Source organism: Kosakonia sp. 1610 (assembly GCF_050435845.1).
In the GTDB taxonomy this organism is placed as follows: domain Bacteria; phylum Pseudomonadota; class Gammaproteobacteria; order Enterobacterales; family Enterobacteriaceae; genus Kosakonia; species Kosakonia cowanii.
Window position 1 is genome coordinate 218,692 of the sequence record NZ_JBNDKZ010000002.1, and the last position, 19,885, is coordinate 238,576.

A 19,885-nucleotide genomic window follows, 5' to 3' on the forward strand; every position below is an offset into this window, starting at 1 on the left:
TGACAGAAGAAAAAACTGAATTTGTACTATTTACCTAACTTTGCATCACTCAAACGGCGGTGGAGCCAGCACTTCACGGTTACCGTTGTGCCCCTGCTCGCTGACAATCCCCTGCGCTTCCATCTGTTCGATTATGCGCGCCGCACGGTTGTAGCCGATACGGAACTGGCGCTGCACGCCGGAGATCGAGGCTTTGCGTTTTTCGGTGACAAAGTTAACGGCCTGGTCGAACAGCGGATCCAGCTCTTCACCGCCGTCAAAACCACCGCCGCCGCCTTCGCTTTCGGTGTCGGAGGTGATGCCGTCAACGTATTGCGGACGCCCGCGCGCTTTCCAGTCCTGCACCACGGCGTGGACTTCCTGATCGCGAACAAACGCGCCGTGGACACGCACCGGGGCAGAGGTTGAGTTCGGGCCGGAATAAAGCATATCCCCCATGCCGAGCAGCGATTCCGCACCGCCCTGATCGAGGATGGTACGGGAGTCGATCTTGCTCGATACGGTAAAGGCGATACGCGTCGGGATGTTGGCTTTAATCAGGCCAGTGATCACATCCACAGAGGGGCGCTGGGTGGCCAGCACCAGGTGAATACCGGCGGCGCGCGCTTTCTGCGCCAGGCGGGCAATCAGCTCTTCCACCTTTTTACCAACCGTCATCATCAGATCGGCAAACTCATCGACCATCACCACAATGTACGGCAGTTTTTCCAGCACCGGATGTTCGGTTGCCATGCTGTCGCCCGGCTTCCAGTACGGATCCGGGATCGGGCGACCCATGCGCGCGGCTTCGGCGATCTTCTCGTTGTAACCTGCGAGGTTACGCACGCCCAGCGCAGACATCAGCTTGTAGCGGCGCTCCATCTCATTGACACTCCAGCGCAGCGCATTAGCGGCGTCTTTCATGTCGGTAACCACTTCGGTCAATAGATGCGGAATGCCTTCATAGACCGACAGCTCGAGCATTTTCGGGTCGATCATGATGAAACGCACATCTTCCGGCGTTGCTTTATAGAGCATGCTGAGGATCATGGCGTTGACGCCGACCGACTTACCGGAACCGGTGGTACCGGCGACCAGCAGATGTGGCATCTTCGCCAGGTCAGCAATCACCGGATCCCCGGCGATATCTTTACCCAGCACCACGGTGAGCGGTGACGGACTTTCGCGGAATTTCACGCAGTCCAGCACTTCTCGCAGATAGACGGTCTGGCGCTTCTTGTTCGGCAACTCAAGGCCGACGTAAGGTTTACCCGGGATCACTTCCACCACGCGCACGGCAACGGTGGAGAGCGAACGCGCCAGGTCACGTGACAGGTTAGAGATTCGCGCCGCTTTCACGCCAGGCGCGAGGTTCAACTCAAAGCGGGTGATCACCGGACCCGGCGAGTAGTTCACCACGTCCGCTTTAATACGGAAATCGGCCAGGCGAGCTTCAACCAGGCGAGCCATCTGCTCAAGTGCAAAGGTGTCTACCGGCTCCACTTCTGCCGGCGGCTGCGTTAACAGATCGAGCGACGGCAGCGGCGTAGTCGGCTTCTGCACCGGGCGGCTGTCACCATTACGCATCAGCAATGGATGGATCAGGCTCTCCTGCTGCTGCGGAGCAGATTGTTGTTGCGGCTGCTGAACAGGTTGACCATAAGCAGGCGGCTGAACCGGCTGCGCGGCTGGCTGCTGATAGTGCTGTTGCGGCTGCTGGGCAGGCTGACCATAGGCAGGCGGCTGAACCGGCTGCGCGGCTGGCTGCTGATAGTGCTGCTGCGGCTGCTGGGCAGATTGACCATAGGCAGGCGGCTGAACCGGTTGCGCGGCTGGCTGCTGATAGTGCGGCTGCGGCTGCTGGGCAGGCTGACCATAGGCAGGCGGCTGAATCGGCTGCGCGGCTGGCTGCTGATAGTGCGGCTGCGGCTGCTGGGCAGGTTGACCATAGGCAGACGGCTGCGCCGGCTGCGCGGCAGGTGGCTGCTGCGGCTGCTGATAATGAGGCTGTGCAGAAGCTTGTGGCTGCGGCGTAAAGAGCGGTGCGTTCGCACGCTCAACCGGTGCTGTGTTCATCGGCGAGACGTCGGCATCTTCCGGCATAAAGGCCTGCGGCTCAGCGCCGTAGCGCTGCTGCTGAGATGCAGCAAACTGACGAGCCAGCTCAGCCTCTTCCGCTTCGGCTTCATTCAATTCAGCTTCAGAGGCAGCAAACTGTGGCGTTTCATGTTGATACTCTTCACCGTAGCGATCGTGCTGCGTCGCGGCGAACTGACGTGCCAGCTCGTTTTGCTGGAACATAGCGGCATCATCATCGGAGAGATGTTGATCTGGCTCACGCACCTCATCTTCACGCGCACGCTCTTCAGCCATGCGCTGTGAAGGCAGTTTAATGCCATAGGACGCAAGCTCGCGACGCGTCGGCACGCGCACACGGTTAGGTCGCGGAAGCTGCGGGCCAATCCCCTCTTTTACCTGCGGACGTGGCGCGCCGCCGGCAAGACCAAACACCGGCGCGCTGGCTGCCGCGGCGGCGGCAGTGCCAGCCGTTGAAGCGGCCTGAGCGGCAGCGGGCAGAACGCTCTCTGCCACAACCGTTGGATCCACAGCAGGTGGAACAGGCATCGACGGCGCGGCTGGTCGGGCTACCGGTTCTGGCTCAGCGGGCTCCGGAATCGGCTGATACCAGGCGGCCAGCTGCTCACGCTCGCGCGCGCGCTTCTCTTCGACTTCTTCAAAGTAGTAGAGCGGCGGACGGGTATGTTTCGCCTCTTCCACAACGGGTTCAGGTTCGATGACCGGCTCCGGCGCAGGGGCGATTTGCGGTTCAGGCTGCCACTGCTGGGCTGCAGGCTGCGGCTGCCAGTAGACCTCTTCTTGCTGCGGCTGCGGCGTTACCGGCGCATCTGGCGTCCACGGCTCTTCCGCGATCGGCTGCTGCCACTCTGGCACGGACTGCGCGGCAGGGTGCTGATAAGCAGCCGTTTCGTCATAATGCGTTGGCTGCTGATAAGCGGCCTGGGGATCGCCATGCATTGGCGCCTGATAAGCGGCCTGTGGATCGCTATGCATCGGCGGCTGATAAGCAGGCTGTTGATTAGGATAGCCAGGCGCCTGCTGCGCATGCTGCCATTCAGCGGGCTGCGGCGTTTGCATAACCGGCTCCGTCGGCGCAGCGAAGCTTTGCGCGGCAACGGTTGTTGCGACGGCAGCCGCCGCAACGGGTTCCGTTACGCTGCGACCATTGAGCAGCGGATCGTACTCCTGCTCCACTTCCGTCGCGCGATGTCCCGAGAAGAGCACGTCGTCTGGCTGCGCTGGCACACCGCGCGCGCTGTAGGCGATCTCCTCTTCATCATCCATCCGCTTGCCGGAGAAGAGCGCTTCGTCGGTTTTGCGCCCCATCGGGTTGGCGAACTTCTCTGCAATGCGTTTACGGCGCGCCAGCGCACCACGCAGAATGCGGGCGCGACGAGATTCGCGAGGCGCGTCGCTTGCCTCGTCCTCATCATACTCATCCTCATCTTCATACTCTTCATCATCAACCCATGTGTCATCGCGACGGGTGCGGTTGGTGGCGAAAGTGAGAATATTGAGAATAACGCTGCCGATTTTTTCAGCGATGGTGACCCATGACCAGCCGGTAAAGAGCGTCAGCCCGGCTGCCCAGATGCAGAGCAGTGCGAGCGTTCCGCCGCTGCTGCGCAGCAGCGGCTGCAGCGTGGTGCTGAGCAGGCTGCCAATCACGCCGCCCGAGGCGAAATACCAGATATCATCCGCGTTGATCGCCGCCAGACCACAGGAGGTCAGGATCAGCGCCAGCGCGCCAATCAGGCGTAGCGAGACGGCGAAATAGTCGATGTAATCCTCAGTGGCGCGATGGCGCCAGGCAAACCAACAGCCGCCGATAATAATGACCGGAATGGTGTAGGCCATAATGCCGAAGATGAAAAACAGGGTATCCGCCAGCCATGCGCCGGGCACGCCGCCAAGGTTATGGATCGGCTCATGCCATGCGGTCTGCGACCAGCTTGGATCGGATGGGTTAAAGCTGAGAAGCGCCGCCATCAGCCAGATGGCAGAAAGGGAAACGAGGATCAGCAACGCTTCGAGGAGTCGGCGTCCGCTGCTTAGCTTGTTAAAAGTGACTTCTTTGTCTTCGGTGTATTCCTGGCTCAAGACAGGCTCTCCAGGTCCTTGATGCTAAAACGGACAACAGCGCCGGGTCTCCCCGGCACTGTTGCTGTATGGATTAACAGGAGTGTAATCAAAAAACAGCGATTGTGCACCTGTTCCGTATTAGCGCGTCTTAATAACCAGACGATTACTCTGTTTGACCTCTTCCATCACCACATAGGTGCGGGTGTCGTTTACGCCTGGCAGGCGTAACAGCGTTTCGCCCAGCAGTTTGCGGTAGGCCGACATATCCGGTACGCGCGTTTTCAACAGGTAGTCAAAATCACCAGAAACCAGATGACACTCCTGAATTTCTTCAAGTTTTTGCACTGCAGCGTTGAATTGTTCAAACACATCCGGCGCGCCACGATTCAGAGTAATCTCAACGAAGACCAGCAGTGATGCATCCAGATAATGCGGGTTAAGCAGTGCCGTATAGCCCTGAATAAACCCCTGCCTTTCCAGCCTGCGCACGCGCTCAAGGCACGGCGTTGGCGAAAGCCCTACTCGTTTAGAAAGCTCGACGTTGGAAATACGCCCATCTTTTTGCAGTTCATTTAAAATATTGCGGTCAATGCGGTCGAGATCTTTGCCAGGGCGCTTCTTGCTATCTACCATTATTATTGTCTCTCTGTATTCCTTCCCTACTCCTGTCTTGACCCTGTGCACTTCACTGTTCAGGATCTTTGCCCGTCGTATTGTGCCGCGCGCCAGCAAGCTGACCGTTGCATAATCCCAGGGGCTGTGTTGAGAAGACCGGTGCCTGCGGCAGCTATCGATATCACGGATGGCGTCTGTCCACGCCATGCGTAGATTTCGCTAGCCCGGTAAAATGGCATTTACATGCGTAAACGTGCGTTACGCGCGAAATACTGCTTTTTTTCTTCCTTTGATGTTTTCGCAAAAGCGCAGGGGATTGTCAAAGCAAAACATCTTTTTTTAGTACAACATGCCAGATATTCATCAAGGTCGATTCCTTATCCTCATTTATTCATCTTATAACTGCCTTTTTCTCAGTAGAAGTTGTTATGTTTTTGGCATAAATCATTGCCCCGCCATCGGTCTTTTCTATCACACACATCGTTAACAAAATCGCTACGCCCTTTTTTTACGCCCGCAAATTCCCTACAATCCAGCCCAATGTCTGCCAAACAATAATGAGGATCTCATGGGGACGGCCAAACACAGTAAGCTGCTTATCCTTGGTTCAGGCCCTGCCGGTTATACCGCAGCGGTCTATGCTGCGCGTGCAAACCTGCAGCCGGTGCTAATCACCGGTATGGAAAAAGGCGGTCAGCTCACCACCACCACTGAAGTGGAAAACTGGCCGGGCGACCCGCACGATCTGACCGGCCCGGGTCTGATGGAGCGCATGCATGAACATGCGACCAAATTTGATACTGAAATCATTTTTGACCATATCAACAGCGTCGATTTACAGAACCGCCCGTTCCGCCTGATTGGCGATAGCGCTGAGTACACCTGCGACGCGCTGATTATCGCCACCGGTGCCTCCGCGCGCTATTTAGGCCTAGCCTCTGAAGAAGCCTATAAAGGCCGCGGCGTTTCTGCCTGCGCCACCTGTGACGGTTTCTTCTACCGCAACCAGAAAGTCGCGGTCATCGGCGGCGGCAACACCGCAGTTGAAGAAGCGCTCTACCTGGCGAATATCGCCTCAGAGGTGCATCTGATCCACCGCCGCGATACCTTCCGCGCGGAGAAGATCCTGATCAAGCGTCTGATGGATAAAGTTGAGAGCGGCAATATCGTGCTGCATACGCACCGTACGCTGGAAGAGGTGACGGGCGATCAGATGGGCGTTAGCGGCCTGCGCCTGCGCGATACGCAAAACCCGGATAATATCGAGTCGCTGGACGTTGCCGGTCTGTTTGTCGCTATCGGCCACAGCCCGAACACTGCGATCTTTGACGGCCAGCTTGAGCTGGAAAACGGCTACATCAAGGTGCAGTCCGGTATTCATGGTAATGCGACGCAAACCAGCATTCCCGGCGTGTTTGCCGCAGGTGACGTGATGGATCACATCTATCGTCAGGCGATCACCTCCGCTGGCACTGGCTGTATGGCGGCGCTGGATGCTGAGCGCTACCTCGATGGGCTGGCTGTTCAGAAATAATCTTTACAAGTCAGTAACAAAGGTAAATAAGGCGACATTAAGTCGCCTTTATTTTTGCACCGTTGTAACATTGCGCAGGCTAAAAATCCGATAACTTCACCTGCAAAGCGCGCAATGAATAAAACCCGTCAGCAAGAACTCACTCGCTGGTTAAAACAGCAAAGCATTATCTCTCGTCGTTGGTTGACGCTCTCCCGCCTGCTTGGCGTGGTAAGCGGCGTCCTGATCGTCGCGCAAGCGTGGCTGCTCGCCAGCATTCTCAACCATATGATTATCGAGCACATTCCGCGCGAGGCACTGCTGCTGCCCTTTGCGCTGCTGGTGCTGGTCTTTATTCTGCGCAGTTGGGTGGTCTGGCTGCGCGAGCGGGTAGGATTTCATGCGGGGGCCCAGATCCGCTTTGCGATACGCCGCCGCGTGCTGGACCGCCTGCAACAGGCGGGGCCGGCCTGGATTCAGGGCAAACCCGCCGGCAGTTGGGCGACGCTGATCCTGGAGCAAATCGACGACATGCATGACTTCTACGCCCGCTATTTGCCGCAAATGGCGCTGGCGGCAAGCGTACCGCTGCTGATTGTGATCACCCTTTTCCCGATTAACTGGGCGGCAGCGCTGATCCTGCTTGGCACCGCACCGCTGATCCCGCTGTTTATGGCGATGGTCGGTATGGGCGCAGCCGATGCCAACCGCCGTAACTTTAAAGCCCTGGCGCGTCTGAGCGGTCACTTCCTTGACCGCCTGCGCGGCATGGAGACGCTGCGTATTTTTGGCCGTGGCGAAGCGGAAACGGAAAGCATCCGCCGCGCGTCGCAGGATTTTCGCAGCCGCACCATGGAAGTGCTGCGTCTGGCGTTTCTCTCCTCCGGGGTGCTGGAATTTTTCGCGTCGCTCTCCATTGCGCTGGTCGCCGTTTACTTTGGCTTCTCCTACCTGGGCGAACTCAATTTCGGCCATTACGGTACCGGCGTGACGCTGTTTGCCGGTTTTCTTGCGCTGGTGCTGGCCCCGGAATTTTTCCAGCCGCTGCGCGATCTCGGTACCTTTTACCACGCGAAGGCGCAGGCAGTAGGCGCAGCGGATAGCCTGAAAACCTTTATGGAAGCGCCGCTCGCCCATCCGCAACGCGGCGATATCACGCTTAACGCGGGTGAACCTGTCACCCTGACGGCAGAGAATTTAATTGTTAAATCGCCCGAAGGCGCGGTGCTGGCCGGCCCGCTCACCTTTACCCTCTCCTCCCAACAGCGGGTTGTGGTGGTCGGGCGCAGCGGATCGGGGAAAAGCTCGCTAATTAATGCGCTGTTGGGGTTCCTGCCTTATGAAGGGTCGCTGCGCGTTAACGGTATTGAACTGAGCGCGCTCGATCCCGACAGCTGGCGCAACGCGATAAGCTGGGTCGGCCAGAACCCACAGTTACCTGCCGCCACGCTGCGCGAGAATGTGCTGTTATCACGCCCGGATGCCAGCGAAGCGGCCTTACACGCTGCGCTGGATAAGGCGTGGGTAAGCGAATTTTTGCCCCTGTTACCGGAAGGACTGGAGACACAGCCTGGCGATCAGGCCGTTCGCCTCTCCGTCGGTCAGGCGCAGCGTGTCGCCGTCGCCCGCGCCCTGCTCTCTTCATGCCAGTTGCTTCTGCTGGATGAACCCTCCGCCAGCCTTGATGCGCACAGCGAGCAGCGCGTGATGCAGGCGCTGACCAGCGCTTCGCGCCAGCAAACGACGCTGATGGTGACCCACCAGTTGGAAAACCTCGCAGAGTGGGATGCCGTTTGGGTGATGCAGGAGGGACGCATTGTTGAACAGGGCAGCTATGCCGAGCTTGCCGCCGCCGGGGGCGTGTTTGCCGCGCTGCTGGCACATCGTCAGGAGGAGATTTAAATGCGCGCCTTGCTGCCTTATCTCGCATTATATAAACGCCATAAATGGATGCTGACGCTGGGCGTGGTGCTGGCGGTCGTCACGCTGCTGGCCAGTATTGGGCTGTTAACGCTTTCAGGCTGGTTCCTTTCCGCCTCGGCAGTGGTCGGTGTCGCCGGGCTATATAGTTTCAACTATATGCTGCCCGCCGCCGGTGTGCGCGGGGCGGCGATCACCCGTACCGCCGGGCGCTATTTCGAGCGGCTGGTCAGCCACGATGCCACGTTCCGCGTGCTGGAACATCTGCGCGTGACTACCTTTAGTAAACTGTTACCCCTCTCCCCGGCCGGGCTGGCGCGTTTTCGTCAGGGCGATGTGCTTAACCGCGTGGTTGCTGATGTCGATACGCTCGATCACCTCTACCTGCGTGTAATTTCGCCGCTGGTGGGGGCGCTGGTGGTGATTATCGTCGTGCTGGTCGGCCTAAGCATGCTCGATCTCTCGCTGGCTCTGATGTTAAGCGGCATTATGCTGGCGACGCTGCTTATTCTGCCGCCCCTCTTTTATCGCGCCGGCAAAGCGACGGGGGAAAATCTCACCGCACTGCGCGGGCAGTATCGCCAGCAATTGACCAGCTGGTTACAGGGTCAGGCAGAGCTCACCATTTTTGGTGCCAGCCAGCGTTATCGCGAGCAGCTGGAAAACACCGAATTAAGCTGGCACGAGGCGCAGCGCCGTCAGTCCGATCTGAGCGCCGTGTCGCAGGCAGTAATGCTGACGATTAGCGGCGCGGCGGTAATTATTATGCTGTGGTTCGCCTCCGGTGATGTCGGCGGTAATACCGAGCCTGGCGCGCTGATCGCCCTCTTTGTCTTCTGCGCGCTGGCGGCGTTTGAAGCGCTCGCCCCGGTTACCGGCGCTTTCCAGCACCTTGGGCAAGTTATTGCCTCCGCCACGCGGGTGACGCAGCTTACTGACTGTCAGCCAGAAGTCACGTTTCCTGCCACGCGCACCGCCGTGCCCCGGCAAGTTAGCGTGGCGCTGACCGACGTGTCGTTTAGCTATCCGGGACAGCCGCAGCGGGCGCTGGATAGCCTCAACGTATCGATTGCCGCAGGCGAGCATGTTGCCATTTTAGGCCGCACGGGCTGTGGTAAATCGACGCTGCTGCAACTGCTGACGCGCGCCTGGGATCCGCAGCAGGGCGAGATTCATTTACAGGATCGCCCATTACGCTCATATGCCGAGGCCGATCTGCGCTCGCTTATCAGTATGGTGCCGCAGCGCGTCCACCTGTTTAGCGCCACGCTGCGCGATAACTTGCTGCTGGCTTCACCGCAGGCAAGCGATGAGATGCTGAGCGCGACGCTGGAACGCGTCGGTCTGGAGAAGCTGCTGGATGAGAATGGCCTTAACGCCTGGCTCGGTGAAGGCGGGCGTCAGCTCTCCGGCGGTGAACTGCGTCGCCTGGCGATTGCGCGCGCGCTGCTGCATGATGCTCCGCTGGTGTTACTGGATGAACCGACCGAAGGACTTGATGCCTCCACTGAGAGCCAAATCCTTGATCTCCTTGATGAAGTGATGAGAGGTAAAACCCTGTTAATGGTCACCCATCGTCTGCGCGGGCTGGCAAATTACGATCGGATAATTGTAATGGACAACGCGCAAATAATTGAGCAAGGTAATCACGCAGCGTTAATGGCGAAACAGGGGCGGTACTACCAGTTTAAGCAGCGTCTGTAGTGGTTTGACTCATTTTCGCTCTCGCGTCGCCAACACTGAAGCGAGAGCGAAAGATGACGATATTAACAGAGGTCACTTGTCGCATTGTGGAGCGTTGCAGTCATGCGCCTGGTTCAGCTTTCTCGTCACTCTATTGCATTCCCTTCGCCGGAAGCGGCGCTGCGTGAACCCAACGGGCTGCTGGCGCTCGGTGGCGACTTAAGTCCGGCGCGTTTGCTGATGGCCTATCAGCGCGGGATTTTCCCGTGGTTTTCACCGGGTGACCCTATCCTCTGGTGGTCGCCCGATCCGCGCGCCGTATTATGGCCGGAAAATTTTCACGTCAGCCGCAGCATGAAGCGCTTTCATAAGACCTCACCTTATCGCGTCACGCTTAACCACGCTTTTGGCCAGGTCATTGATGGCTGTTCAGACGATCGCGATGAAGGCACGTGGATTACGCCCGATATCGTCATGGCTTACCACCGTTTGCATGAACTGGGTCATGCGCACTCGATTGAAGTGTGGGAAGGCGACGAGCTGATTGGTGGGATGTATGGCGTCGCGCAGGGCTCGCTTTTCTGCGGTGAGTCGATGTTCAGCCGACGCGTAAATGCCTCGAAAACCGCCCTGCTGGTCTTTAGCGAGGAGTTCGCGAGACTTGGCGGTAAACTGATTGATTGCCAGGTGCTTAACAGCCATACCGCTTCCCTTGGCGCGGTGGAGATCCCCCGCCGCGACTATCTGCAATATCTCGCGGAACTACGTCTGGCCCCGCTGCCTTCACACTTTTGGGTGCCCCGTCGGCTCTTTCCGGCTCGTTGAAGAATGTTTTCGGCACATTTGTATTCAGAGTGTTATAATGGTCGCTCGTAGCAGCTTTTGCCTGTTGCCCCGCCCCATCCGGGAGTCGTTCGTATCAGGGATGCCCTTCGTTTACTTCTACCGCTCCCCTTTACGGTTGCGCTTTACTGGCGCTCTGGCTGCGGCGTGCGGGGAATCGGCAAAAGCTGTTTTGCTGCCTTTTATCAGCACAAATCTTTACTTAACACACGAACTTCGGCATTATCTTGCCGATTCAAAAAATTATGGTAGTGATACCCCCGAGGATTAGATGGCCAAAGAAGACAATATTGAGATGCAGGGTACCGTTCTTGAAACGTTACCTAATACGATGTTCCGCGTAGAACTGGAAAACGGTCACGTGGTCACTGCGCATATCTCTGGTAAGATGCGTAAAAACTACATCCGTATCCTGACGGGCGATAAAGTGACTGTGGAACTGACCCCGTACGACCTGAGCAAAGGCCGCATTGTCTTCCGTAGCCGCTAAGATCTTCCGTTAGCGCAACTGCGCACCTAATTTAAAGGCCGGGTAATCCCGGCCTTTTCTGTTTCTGCTCCAGCCGCTATTTAAAAGATGGTTTAACGATCAGGGATAGTGGCAGCCGCCCCGCTCGCGACAGGCTCTCCATTCAGCGGTACCGATATCCGGGCCTGACGCCGGATCGCGACAGATTGGCCACCATTTGCTGTAGAAGTTACAGGGAGCGGCTTTTCCGGCAAGCGGAGCAAGCAGTAAAAAACTGAGTATTACAGGTATAAAAATATGCCTCATGGTATCTCCTCCTTTTTGACCAACTTCTGATTCCGTTTCATGGCAATAACCCACTTCAGCGCTATTGCGCATAAAAACAACCTACAAAAAAACGACTTACACGGCAATATTTTTATTAATATCAATAACTTACATTAGGAATGTTTGCAAAAAGTACCGCAGTTAGCTCTGTAAAACAGTTTATCTCACGGTTTTAATGCGGTGACGGGAAGGGTCTTGCGTTGACAAAGTAGAAGGTGCGCCGCTTTTTCACGCACGTTTATCGACAGGCATAAAAAAACCGGGCGCAGGGCCCGGTTTGATGAGGTTAATGCAGAGATTAATGTGCGGCTTCCGGTTTGTGCTTCTGCGCACTGTGGAAACCATACTCCAGCTCATTCTTCTCTTTATTCAGCGTGACGGTGACCTGGCCGCCATCAACCAGCGATCCGAACAGCAGTTCGTTGGCGAGCGGTTTTTTCAGGTTGTCCTGAATCACACGCGCCATTGGTCGGGCACCCATCGCACGGTCGTAGCCTTTCTCTGCCAGCCAGTCGCGCGCTTCCTGGCTGACCTCCAGCGAGACGCCCTTCTGATCCAGCTGCACCTGAAGTTCGACAATAAATTTGTCGACCACCTGGTGAATCACCTCGGTAGACAAATGATCGAACCAGATGATGTTGTCCAGACGGTTGCGGAACTCCGGCGTAAAGATCTTTTTGATCTCCTCCATCGCATCGGTGCTGTTATCCTGGTGGATAAGGCCGATGGATTTACGCTCGGTTTCACGCACGCCGGCGTTGGTGGTCATCACCAGCACGACGTTGCGGAAATCGGCCTTGCGCCCGTTGTTATCGGTCAGCGTCCCGTTATCCATCACCTGCAGCAGGATGTTAAAGACATCAGGATGCGCTTTTTCGATCTCATCAAGCAGCAGAACCGCATGCGGATGTTTGATCACCGCGTCGGTCAGCAGGCCACCCTGATCGAAACCGACATAGCCCGGAGGCGCACCGATCAAACGGCTCACGGTGTGGCGCTCCATATACTCGGACATATCAAAACGCAGCAGCTCAATGCCCAGCGCTTTCGACAGCTGTACCGTCACCTCGGTTTTACCGACGCCGGTCGGGCCAGCAAACAGGAAGGAGCCGACCGGTTTATGGTCCTGACCCAGCCCTGCGCGGCTCATTTTGATCGCTTCGGTTAAGGCCTCAATGGCTTTATCCTGACCAAACACCAGCATTTTCAGACGGTCGCCGAGGCTTTTCAGCGTATCGCGATCGCTCTGAGAGACGCTCTTCTCAGGAATACGCGCAATGCGGGCAACCACGGATTCAATATCCGCCACGTTAACCGTTTTCTTGCGTTTGCTGACCGGCATCAGCCGTGCTCGCGCGCCAGCCTCATCAATCACGTCAATCGCTTTGTCCGGCAGATGGCGGTCGTTAATGTATTTCACCGCCAGCTCAACCGCGGCGCGTACCGCTTTCGCCGTGTAACGCACATCGTGGTGCGCTTCATATTTCGGCTTCAGGCCGTTGATAATCTGCACCGTTTCCTCAACGGAAGGTTCAGTGATATCAATTTTCTGGAAGCGGCGCGCAAGGGCGCGATCTTTTTCAAAGATGTTGCTGAACTCCTGATATGTCGTGGAGCCCATTACGCGGATCTTACCGCTGGAGAGCAGCGGCTTAATCAGGTTCGCTGCGTCAACCTGCCCACCGGACGCAGCGCCTGCACCGATGATGGTGTGGATCTCATCGATAAACAGAATGCTGTTGCTGTCCTGCTCGAGCTGTTTCAGCAGCGCCTTAAAGCGTTTTTCGAAATCGCCGCGGTATTTAGTACCCGCCAGCAGTGAGCCGATATCCAGCGAGTAGATGGTGCAGTCGGCCATAATTTCCGGCACGTCGCCCTGCACAATTCGCCAGGCCAGCCCTTCGGCAATCGCGGTTTTACCAACGCCCGATTCCCCCACCAGCAGCGGGTTGTTTTTACGGCGGCGGCACAACACCTGGACGGCGCGCTCAAGCTCTTTGCCACGTCCAATCAGCGGATCGATTCCGCCCACGCGAGCAAGCTGATTAAGATTGGTGGTGAAGTTTTCCATACGTTCCTCCCCGCCTGCTTGCTCTTCGCTGCTCGCCTGGCTGCTACTGCTGCTGCCCGCGTCAGAGGATGGACCCGGCTCGTCTTTGCGCGTGCCGTGAGAGATAAAGTTCACCACGTCAAGGCGGCTGACTTCATGTTTGCGCAGCAGGTAAGCCGCCTGCGACTCCTGCTCGCTGAAGATGGCAACCAGCACGTTCGCACCGGAGACTTCGCTGCGTCCGGAAGATTGAACGTGAAACACCGCGCGCTGCAGAACGCGCTGGAAGCTGAGCGTCGGCTGCGTGTCACGCTCCTCTTCGCTCATCGGCAGGACGGGTGTGGTTTGTTCGATGAAGGCCTCGAGTTCCTGCCGCAGCGCCACCAGATCCACGGAACACGCTTCCAGCGCATCACGGGCAGATGGGTTACTGAGCAGAGCCAGTAACAAGTGCTCGACGGTCATAAACTCATGTCGGTGCTCGCGCGCTCTGGCGAAAGCCATGTTTAAACTGAGTTCCAGTTCTTGATTGAGCATAGGCACCTCCCCCAAGTTTTATTGCCTGACGTCAGGCTTTTTCCAGCGTACACAGCAACGGATGCTCGTTCTCCCTTGCATACTTGTTCACCATGGCAACTTTCGTCTCCGCGACCTCGGCGGTGAAAACACCGCAGATAGCCTTACCGTGATAGTGAACCGTTAGCATCAGTTGCGTTGCACGTTCAACATCATAAGAAAAGAACTTTTGTAGCACGTCAATAACAAATTCCATTGGCGTGTAGTCATCGTTCATTATCATCACTTTGTACATCGATGGCGGTTTGAGCGCGTCGCGCAGTTTATCTTCCGCCAATTGCTCAAAATCCAGCCAGCTATTGCTCTTACCCATCGTTAGCGCTTCATCTTAGGTTACAGGTTCCGGCGCACGTCTAATCGGCCGATTACATGAGTTTAGATGCATTTTCAATCAGCATCAGATGTCAGGCAACTATAATGGATCGCCCTGCATTTGAATAACAACATTAAGTGGATGGTTATGTGAAGATGTCCTGCTTAGTGCACATTATATGGCTCGATTATAGGTTTTTTTGGCGATCCTTGCCATTTCACCTGTGTAAAAAGATTTCAATGTATCTTATTTTTCTTTTTTTTAAATTTTAAACATTATGCTAAATAAAAAAACGAACCGCTGAGGGTTCGTCTTTTTATTTATTTCAGGACTATTTATCCAGCTCCAGTAATGACCTCGCAACATCGGCATAGAAAGCATTAACGTAAGCCTGCGGGATAACATCAAATCCCATAAAGTCGAGATGATCCCAATCGTACATTACCGGGTAATAGCTCCACTGCCCTTTTTTCGGCTGGCCATCATAGGGTTTCGCATCGGCACCAAAGGGGTAATAGCTGGAGACTGAATTCACCAGCCCGTCATTCGTCGTCCAGGTGGCATTAATTAACGATGTTTGCGGATCGGTAATGGTTTTACCCATATAGGTTGCTGACGGCACCAGCAGTGGATTGGTATAGACGCCGGGGATCTGGAAAGAGGTAAACGGCACGCCAACGGTCGTTTTACCGGTATGTGAGAAATAATAGACGTTGGGCTTCGTCTCCAGGTACTGCTTATTCGCACTGACGCCAACTACCGAGAGATCGTAAGAGGCAATATCCTTCGAATCCCAGATGCTGCTGGTAAAAACATCGCGAATATATTCAGCCAGGCTCTCATCCGGGTCGCGACTCAGGCCAAACTGGTCGAGTTTGAAATCATAAACAAATGAAGAGAGCGACGACACGCCGGCAATAGTCGCCGCTTTGCGGACCATATCTTCAATCAGGCCAACGATCAGGTTTTTATCTTGTGCAAACGAACTGCCATTATTTGGCGTTGCGACGGTAGAGACGCTGAAAACATAATCTTTCCCGCCTGCAAAAAGCGGAGAGAGCTCTGTTCCGGGGTGCGATTCATGGAACGCGCGCTCCTCTTCGCTGCCGTCCTGCAGCATATCCACCAGCTGGCGGCTGGTTAACCCGCCCATACTGTGCCCAACGAGGTGGATCTTATGGTGCTCATCCCAGTGCGGATAGATGCCGGGGTAGGTTTTACCGTAGCGGGCATGGTTCGCTTTCAGGGAATGGGCGGCGCCATAATCAACGGTGCCACCTTTAATATAGTAATAGAGCTCAACCGCGCGATCCCAGTTGCTGGAAACCGGCCCAACAACGGCGGCGTAAGACTCCACCCCATTGCTATTTAAATAGGCAATGGTGTCATCAAACCCGCCCCAATATTTGAAACCCAGCATTTCATCGGGGCCCCAGCCGACAACACCATGAACAAAAATAAGGGGATAGTGGTTTCCTTTTTGGGCCATGTTTTGTGGAGCCGCGTCGACTGTCTCTGCCGCGACGAAAGAGGAATTAATAAGCGAAGCTGATACCAATAGCGCTAAAGATAATTTCTTTAAAGTTTTCAATGTAACTTCATCCTTTTTATTTACACCAACGTTGCGACGCTAATAGTACCTTTCACGGTGCTTTTCTTTTCAGCCCTTAAAGTGGATTAATATACAAGAATGCTCTCGGATAATTTTTGAATTGTCGTATTAAGGCGAAAGGGTAATTAATTTATTTGAATTAGGATAATTCACGTGAATTAATAACTTATTAAATTACATTTTAAATCACTGGTAATTAAGGTTTGTATTGTGCAACAGATAGCTGTGGAATAGCCATATTCGAGACATGCATCACATTTTTTTACCATAGCGTTAACTGCTTCAAAAAATTGATGCGCTGTCTCCCAGAATGCTTGCCAAATACTTGACGCATTATACGAATTATCTAAATTGTAGAGTCGTGAGTTGGCGAGGTTTTGAACAACCCGCCGCTCCGCCACCGGTTCATTCCATCTTACTTAAATAAGTTTTACGAAGGATGTCGAAGCATGGAAATGGGTACTGTAAAGTGGTTCAACAATGCCAAAGGGTTTGGCTTCATCTGCCCGGAAGGCGGTGGTGAAGATATCTTCGCCCATTACTCCACCATCCAGATGGATGGTTACAGAACGTTAAAAGCCGGGCAGACGGTCCGGTTTGATGTACACCAGGGCCCTAAAGGCAATCATGCCAGTCTTATCGTGCCAGTAGAACTGGAAGCGATAGCCTGACGCCTGTGACCTCGTTGTGTACAAAGTGCAGTTAAATGCCAGCCCGGTGGGCTGGCATTTTTATTACTCGCGTGCCAGCGCATCCACCGGATCGAGCCGGGCGGCATTGCGGGCAGGAAGCCAGCCAAACAGCACGCCGGTAAAGGTGGAGCACAAAAACGCCGTTAACAGCGCAACCGGCGAAAAGCCAATCTCCCAGCCCGGCAGAAAGAGCTGCAGAGTGAAAGCGATCAGCATCGACAGCATCACGCCCAGCGCACCGCCCACCAGGCAGACAAACACTGCTTCAATCAGAAACTGTGACAGCACGTCGCCCGCACGTGCGCCCACTGCCATTCGGATGCCAATCTCCCGGGTACGCTCGGTGACCGACACCAGCATGATATTCATCACGCCAATCCCGCCCACCAGCAGCGAGATCACCGCCACCAGCGTTAAAAAGAGTTGCAGCGTACGAGTGGTTTTCTCTGCCGTTTTCAGCACCCCGTCCATGTTCCAGACAAAGAAATCCTTTTTACCGTGGCGAAGATTAAGCAGCTGCGTCAGTTGCTGCTCGGCTTGTTCACTGCTGTAGCCCTCATTTACGCGCACGGTAATGGAGTTGAGCCATGACTGGCCCATAATCCGCCCGGCAATGGTGCTGTAAGGCAGCCAGACGCGCAGGATCTTGCTGCTGCCGAACATCGACTGCTTCTCCTCCGCCACACCAATCACCGTCGCCGGCATATTACCCACCAGAATCACTTCACCCACTACGCTGGCTTTATCCGGGAAGAGCTGCCGCCGGGTATTGCTGTCGAGCACCACCACCTGCGCGCGCCTGCCCTGCTGCTCGGCATTAAACGCGGTGCCTTCGCTAAAGGTCATACCGTAAACGTTAAAATATTGCCCGCTGACGCCGTTCGCGCTGGCCGCCACGTCGATATTGCCGTAACGCAGACGCAGGTTTTGCGATACCGATGGCGTGGCTGAGCGCACCCACGGCTGCTTTTGAATGGCAAGCAGATCGTCATACTTCAGCGCCTGCTGGTTTTGCGGCTCATCATCACCAAAATCTTTACCGGGGTAGACATCAATGGTGTTGGTGCCAATGGAGCGGATATCTGCCAGCACCAGTTGCTTGGCCGCATCGCCCACCACCACAATCGACACCACCGAGGCGATGCCAATAATAATGCCAAGCATGGTAAGTAGAGTGCGCATTTTGTTGGCCGCCATCGCCCGCCAGGCCATGGTCAGCGCCTCCTGGAAACGGCTGGTGAACTGCCGCCAGCCGCCGACGGACGTAACAACGCCTTCATGTTTTGCCGCAGAGGCAGCGGTAGTTTTTGCCGGCGGATTAGCAATAATTTCACCATCGCGGATCTCAATGATCCGCTCGGCCTGCGCGGCAACCTGCGGATCGTGGGTGACGATAATCACCGTGTGGCCGCGATCGCGCAGTTGATGGAGGATCGCCATCACCTCTTCGCCGGAGTGGCTATCCAGCGCGCCGGTTGGCTCATCGGCGAGGATCACCTGCCCGCCGTTCATCAACGCACGGGCAATACTGACGCGCTGCTGCTGGCCGCCGGAGAGTTGCGAAGGTTGATACTCGCTGCGATCGCCAAGCCCGAGGCGCGTCAGCAACTCTTTAGCGCGCGCCAGCCGCGCTTTGCGCTCCGTCCCGGCATAGACCGCTGGCACTTCAACATTCTGTGCGGCGGTCAGATGGGAGAGCAGATGGTAGCGCTGAAAGATAAAACCAAAGTGCTCGCGGCGCAGCTGCGCCAGTGCGTCGCCGCTAAGGGTCGAAACATCCGTTCCCGCCACGCGATAGGTGCCGCGGGTCGGCTTATCGAGACAGCCGAGAATGTTCATCAGCGTCGATTTACCGGAGCCGGAAGCGCCCACAATCGCCACCATCTCGCCAGCGTTTATGGTGAGCGTAATGCCTTTCAGCACTTCGACCATGCCGTCGCCGGAGGGGTAGCTGCGGCGAATCTCCTTCAGTTCAAGCAGGGCGGTCATTGCGCCGCGCCCTCTTTCCGCTCGCCGATTACCACTTCATCGCCCGCGTCCAGCCCTTTGACCACCACCACATCGGTATCGTTACGCGCGCCGAGGATCACCTCCCGCTCGCGGGTCTCGCCATTGCGCAGCACTTTAACCTTATAGCGGTTATCGCCGACTGGCTCGCCGAGCGCCGCCAGTGGGATGGTCAGCACGTTTTTCTGCCCGGTAAGCTGGATCTGCACCTGCGCGGTCATCTCCAGACGCAGCACGCCCTGCGGGTTGGGCACTTCAAAACGCGCGTAGTAGAAGATGGCGTCGTTGACCTTCTCCGGCGTCGGCAGAATATCTTTCAGTACCCCTTCATAGCGAGTACCCGGATCGCCCAGCACGGTGAACCACGCTTTTTGCCCCGGTTTGAGATGAATGACATCCGCTTCGGAGACCTGCGCTTTCACCAGCATGGCGCTCATGTCGGCGACCGTCAGAATGTTCGGCGCCTGCTGCATGGCAATCACTGTCTGCCCCTGCAGAGTGGTGATTTGCGTCACCTCCCCGTCCATCGGCGCGAGGATGCGGGTGTAATCAAGATTGGTTTTTGCCGTATCGAGCGTCGCCTGGTTGCGTTTAATCTGCGCATCGATGGTGCCAATCTGCGCCTGCTTCACGGCAACATCGGTTGCTGAGGTGTCAAGATCCTGGCGCGACACCAGGTGGCTCTGCACCAGCTGCTGCTGACGTCCGTAAGTCACCTGCGCCAGTTTCAGCTCGGCCTGCGCCTGGCGGCGCTGCGCACGCAGCTCCATCAGCGTCGCTTCCACTTCTTTAATCTGGTTTTCCGCCTGCGCCGGGTCAATGATGCCCAGCAGCTGATCTTTCTTCACCTTATCGCCGATGTTGACCGTCAGGCTTTGTAACTCACCGTTGACCTGCGCGCCGACGTCAACTTTGCGAAGCGCGTCGAGCTTGCCAGTCGCCAGCACCATTTGTTGCAGCTCGCCCGGCTTAACAATCAGCGTCTGATACTGCACCACCGGCGCATTTAACTTGCTCCAGAGCCAGAAAGCCGCCAGCACTATGATGACGATCAGCACAAACAACCCTGTCCTGCGTTTTCCCTTCAGTTTCATAAAATTTCCAGATAATCGGACATGCGATGGA

At 56.0% G+C, this 19,885-nt stretch carries 13 protein-coding genes; 6 read left to right on the forward strand and 7 right to left on the reverse strand.

Going from position 1 to position 19,885, the window contains the following annotated elements; translation table 11 throughout:
- Nucleotides 1-45: 45 nt before the first annotated feature.
- Together ABIC80_RS09015 and lrp are read right to left on the reverse strand one after the other, a co-directional pair.
- Nucleotides 46-4,158 carry a DNA translocase FtsK 4TM domain-containing protein gene (locus tag ABIC80_RS09015; protein WP_429176698.1) on the reverse strand — a complete coding sequence of 1,371 codons (4,113 nt, stop codon included), beginning with the start codon at nt 4,156-4,158 and terminating at the stop codon, nt 46-48.
- Between the two features lie 120 nt (nt 4,159-4,278).
- The gene (gene lrp / locus ABIC80_RS09020; RefSeq protein ID WP_000228469.1) at nt 4,279-4,773 is read right to left on the reverse strand and encodes a leucine-responsive transcriptional regulator Lrp; all 495 of its coding nucleotides are present in this window, start codon (nt 4,771-4,773) and stop codon (nt 4,279-4,281) included.
- 550 nt (nt 4,774-5,323) lie between these two features.
- Between lrp and trxB the strand changes: the two genes are divergently transcribed.
- The 5 genes from trxB to infA all read left to right on the forward strand — a co-directional run bounded on the left by trxB (nt 5,324) and on the right by infA (nt 11,204).
- Complete coding sequence (trxB, locus tag ABIC80_RS09025) at nt 5,324-6,289, forward strand: thioredoxin-disulfide reductase (protein WP_054804022.1); 966 nt, start codon at nt 5,324-5,326, stop codon at nt 6,287-6,289.
- Nucleotides 6,290-6,403: 114 nt separating this feature from the next.
- A complete protein-coding gene (cydD, locus tag ABIC80_RS09030; protein WP_429176700.1) occupies nt 6,404-8,170 on the forward strand; it encodes a heme ABC transporter permease/ATP-binding protein CydD in 1,767 nt (588 codons plus the stop codon).
- Nucleotides 8,171-9,892, forward strand: coding sequence for a heme ABC transporter ATP-binding protein/permease CydC (gene cydC / locus ABIC80_RS09035; RefSeq protein WP_429176703.1), 1,722 nt, complete (start codon nt 8,171-8,173; stop codon nt 9,890-9,892).
- A gap of 102 nt (nt 9,893-9,994) precedes the next feature.
- On the forward strand, nt 9,995-10,696 hold the full coding sequence (gene aat, locus ABIC80_RS09040; protein WP_094420347.1) for a leucyl/phenylalanyl-tRNA--protein transferase: 702 nt from the start codon (nt 9,995-9,997) through the stop codon (nt 10,694-10,696).
- A 289-nt stretch (nt 10,697-10,985) separates the two neighbouring features.
- On the forward strand, nt 10,986-11,204 hold the full coding sequence (gene infA, locus ABIC80_RS09045; RefSeq protein WP_001040187.1) for a translation initiation factor IF-1: 219 nt from the start codon (nt 10,986-10,988) through the stop codon (nt 11,202-11,204).
- A gap of 604 nt (nt 11,205-11,808) precedes the next feature.
- Here the strand turns inward: infA and clpA are convergent.
- The 3 genes from clpA to ABIC80_RS09060 form a co-directional block, all read right to left on the reverse strand.
- Nucleotides 11,809-14,097 carry an ATP-dependent Clp protease ATP-binding subunit ClpA gene (gene clpA, locus ABIC80_RS09050; protein ID WP_023481807.1) on the reverse strand — a complete coding sequence of 763 codons (2,289 nt, stop codon included), beginning with the start codon at nt 14,095-14,097 and terminating at the stop codon, nt 11,809-11,811.
- 31 nt (nt 14,098-14,128) lie between these two features.
- Nucleotides 14,129-14,449, reverse strand: a complete 321-nt coding sequence (clpS, locus tag ABIC80_RS09055) for an ATP-dependent Clp protease adapter ClpS (protein WP_023481436.1) — start codon at nt 14,447-14,449, stop codon at nt 14,129-14,131.
- A 331-nt stretch (nt 14,450-14,780) separates the two neighbouring features.
- On the reverse strand, nt 14,781-15,938 hold the full coding sequence (locus ABIC80_RS09060) for an esterase/lipase family protein (RefSeq protein WP_429176705.1): 1,158 nt from the start codon (nt 15,936-15,938) through the stop codon (nt 14,781-14,783).
- Between the two features lie 572 nt (nt 15,939-16,510).
- Between ABIC80_RS09060 and cspD the strand changes: the two genes are divergently transcribed.
- On the forward strand, nt 16,511-16,732 hold the full coding sequence (cspD, locus tag ABIC80_RS09065) for a cold shock-like protein CspD (protein ID WP_023481381.1): 222 nt from the start codon (nt 16,511-16,513) through the stop codon (nt 16,730-16,732).
- Between the two features lie 63 nt (nt 16,733-16,795).
- Here cspD and macB read toward each other — a convergent pair whose 3' ends face one another.
- A complete protein-coding gene (macB, locus tag ABIC80_RS09070) occupies nt 16,796-18,742 on the reverse strand; it encodes a macrolide ABC transporter ATP-binding protein/permease MacB (protein ID WP_312478163.1) in 1,947 nt (648 codons plus the stop codon).
- Complete coding sequence (macA, locus tag ABIC80_RS09075; protein WP_429176708.1) at nt 18,739-19,854, reverse strand: macrolide transporter subunit MacA; 1,116 nt, start codon at nt 19,852-19,854, stop codon at nt 18,739-18,741. Before macA ends, macB begins: the two co-directional genes overlap by 4 nt.
- Between the last annotated feature and the right edge of the window lie 31 nt (nt 19,855-19,885).

What these genes read in the sequence shown, in the direction of transcription:
- lrp (WP_000228469.1), bottom strand. Translation starts at nt 4,773, where the DNA reads ATGGTAGATAGCAAGAAGCGCCCTGGCAAAGATCTCGACCGCATTGAC.
- trxB (WP_054804022.1), top strand. Translation starts at nt 5,324, where the DNA reads ATGGGGACGGCCAAACACAGTAAGCTGCTTATCCTTGGTTCAGGCCCT.
- cydD (WP_429176700.1), top strand. Translation starts at nt 6,404, where the DNA reads ATGAATAAAACCCGTCAGCAAGAACTCACTCGCTGGTTAAAACAGCAA.
- cydC (WP_429176703.1), top strand. Translation starts at nt 8,171, where the DNA reads ATGCGCGCCTTGCTGCCTTATCTCGCATTATATAAACGCCATAAATGG.
- aat (WP_094420347.1), top strand. Translation starts at nt 9,995, where the DNA reads ATGCGCCTGGTTCAGCTTTCTCGTCACTCTATTGCATTCCCTTCGCCG.
- infA (WP_001040187.1), top strand. Translation starts at nt 10,986, where the DNA reads ATGGCCAAAGAAGACAATATTGAGATGCAGGGTACCGTTCTTGAAACG.
- clpA (WP_023481807.1), bottom strand. Translation starts at nt 14,097, where the DNA reads ATGCTCAATCAAGAACTGGAACTCAGTTTAAACATGGCTTTCGCCAGA.
- clpS (WP_023481436.1), bottom strand. Translation starts at nt 14,449, where the DNA reads ATGGGTAAGAGCAATAGCTGGCTGGATTTTGAGCAATTGGCGGAAGAT.
- ABIC80_RS09060 (WP_429176705.1), bottom strand. Translation starts at nt 15,938, where the DNA reads ATGGCCCAAAAAGGAAACCACTATCCCCTTATTTTTGTTCATGGTGTT.
- cspD (WP_023481381.1), top strand. Translation starts at nt 16,511, where the DNA reads ATGGAAATGGGTACTGTAAAGTGGTTCAACAATGCCAAAGGGTTTGGC.
- macB (WP_312478163.1), bottom strand. Translation starts at nt 18,742, where the DNA reads ATGACCGCCCTGCTTGAACTGAAGGAGATTCGCCGCAGCTACCCCTCC.
- macA (WP_429176708.1), bottom strand. Translation starts at nt 19,854, where the DNA reads ATGAAACTGAAGGGAAAACGCAGGACAGGGTTGTTTGTGCTGATCGTC.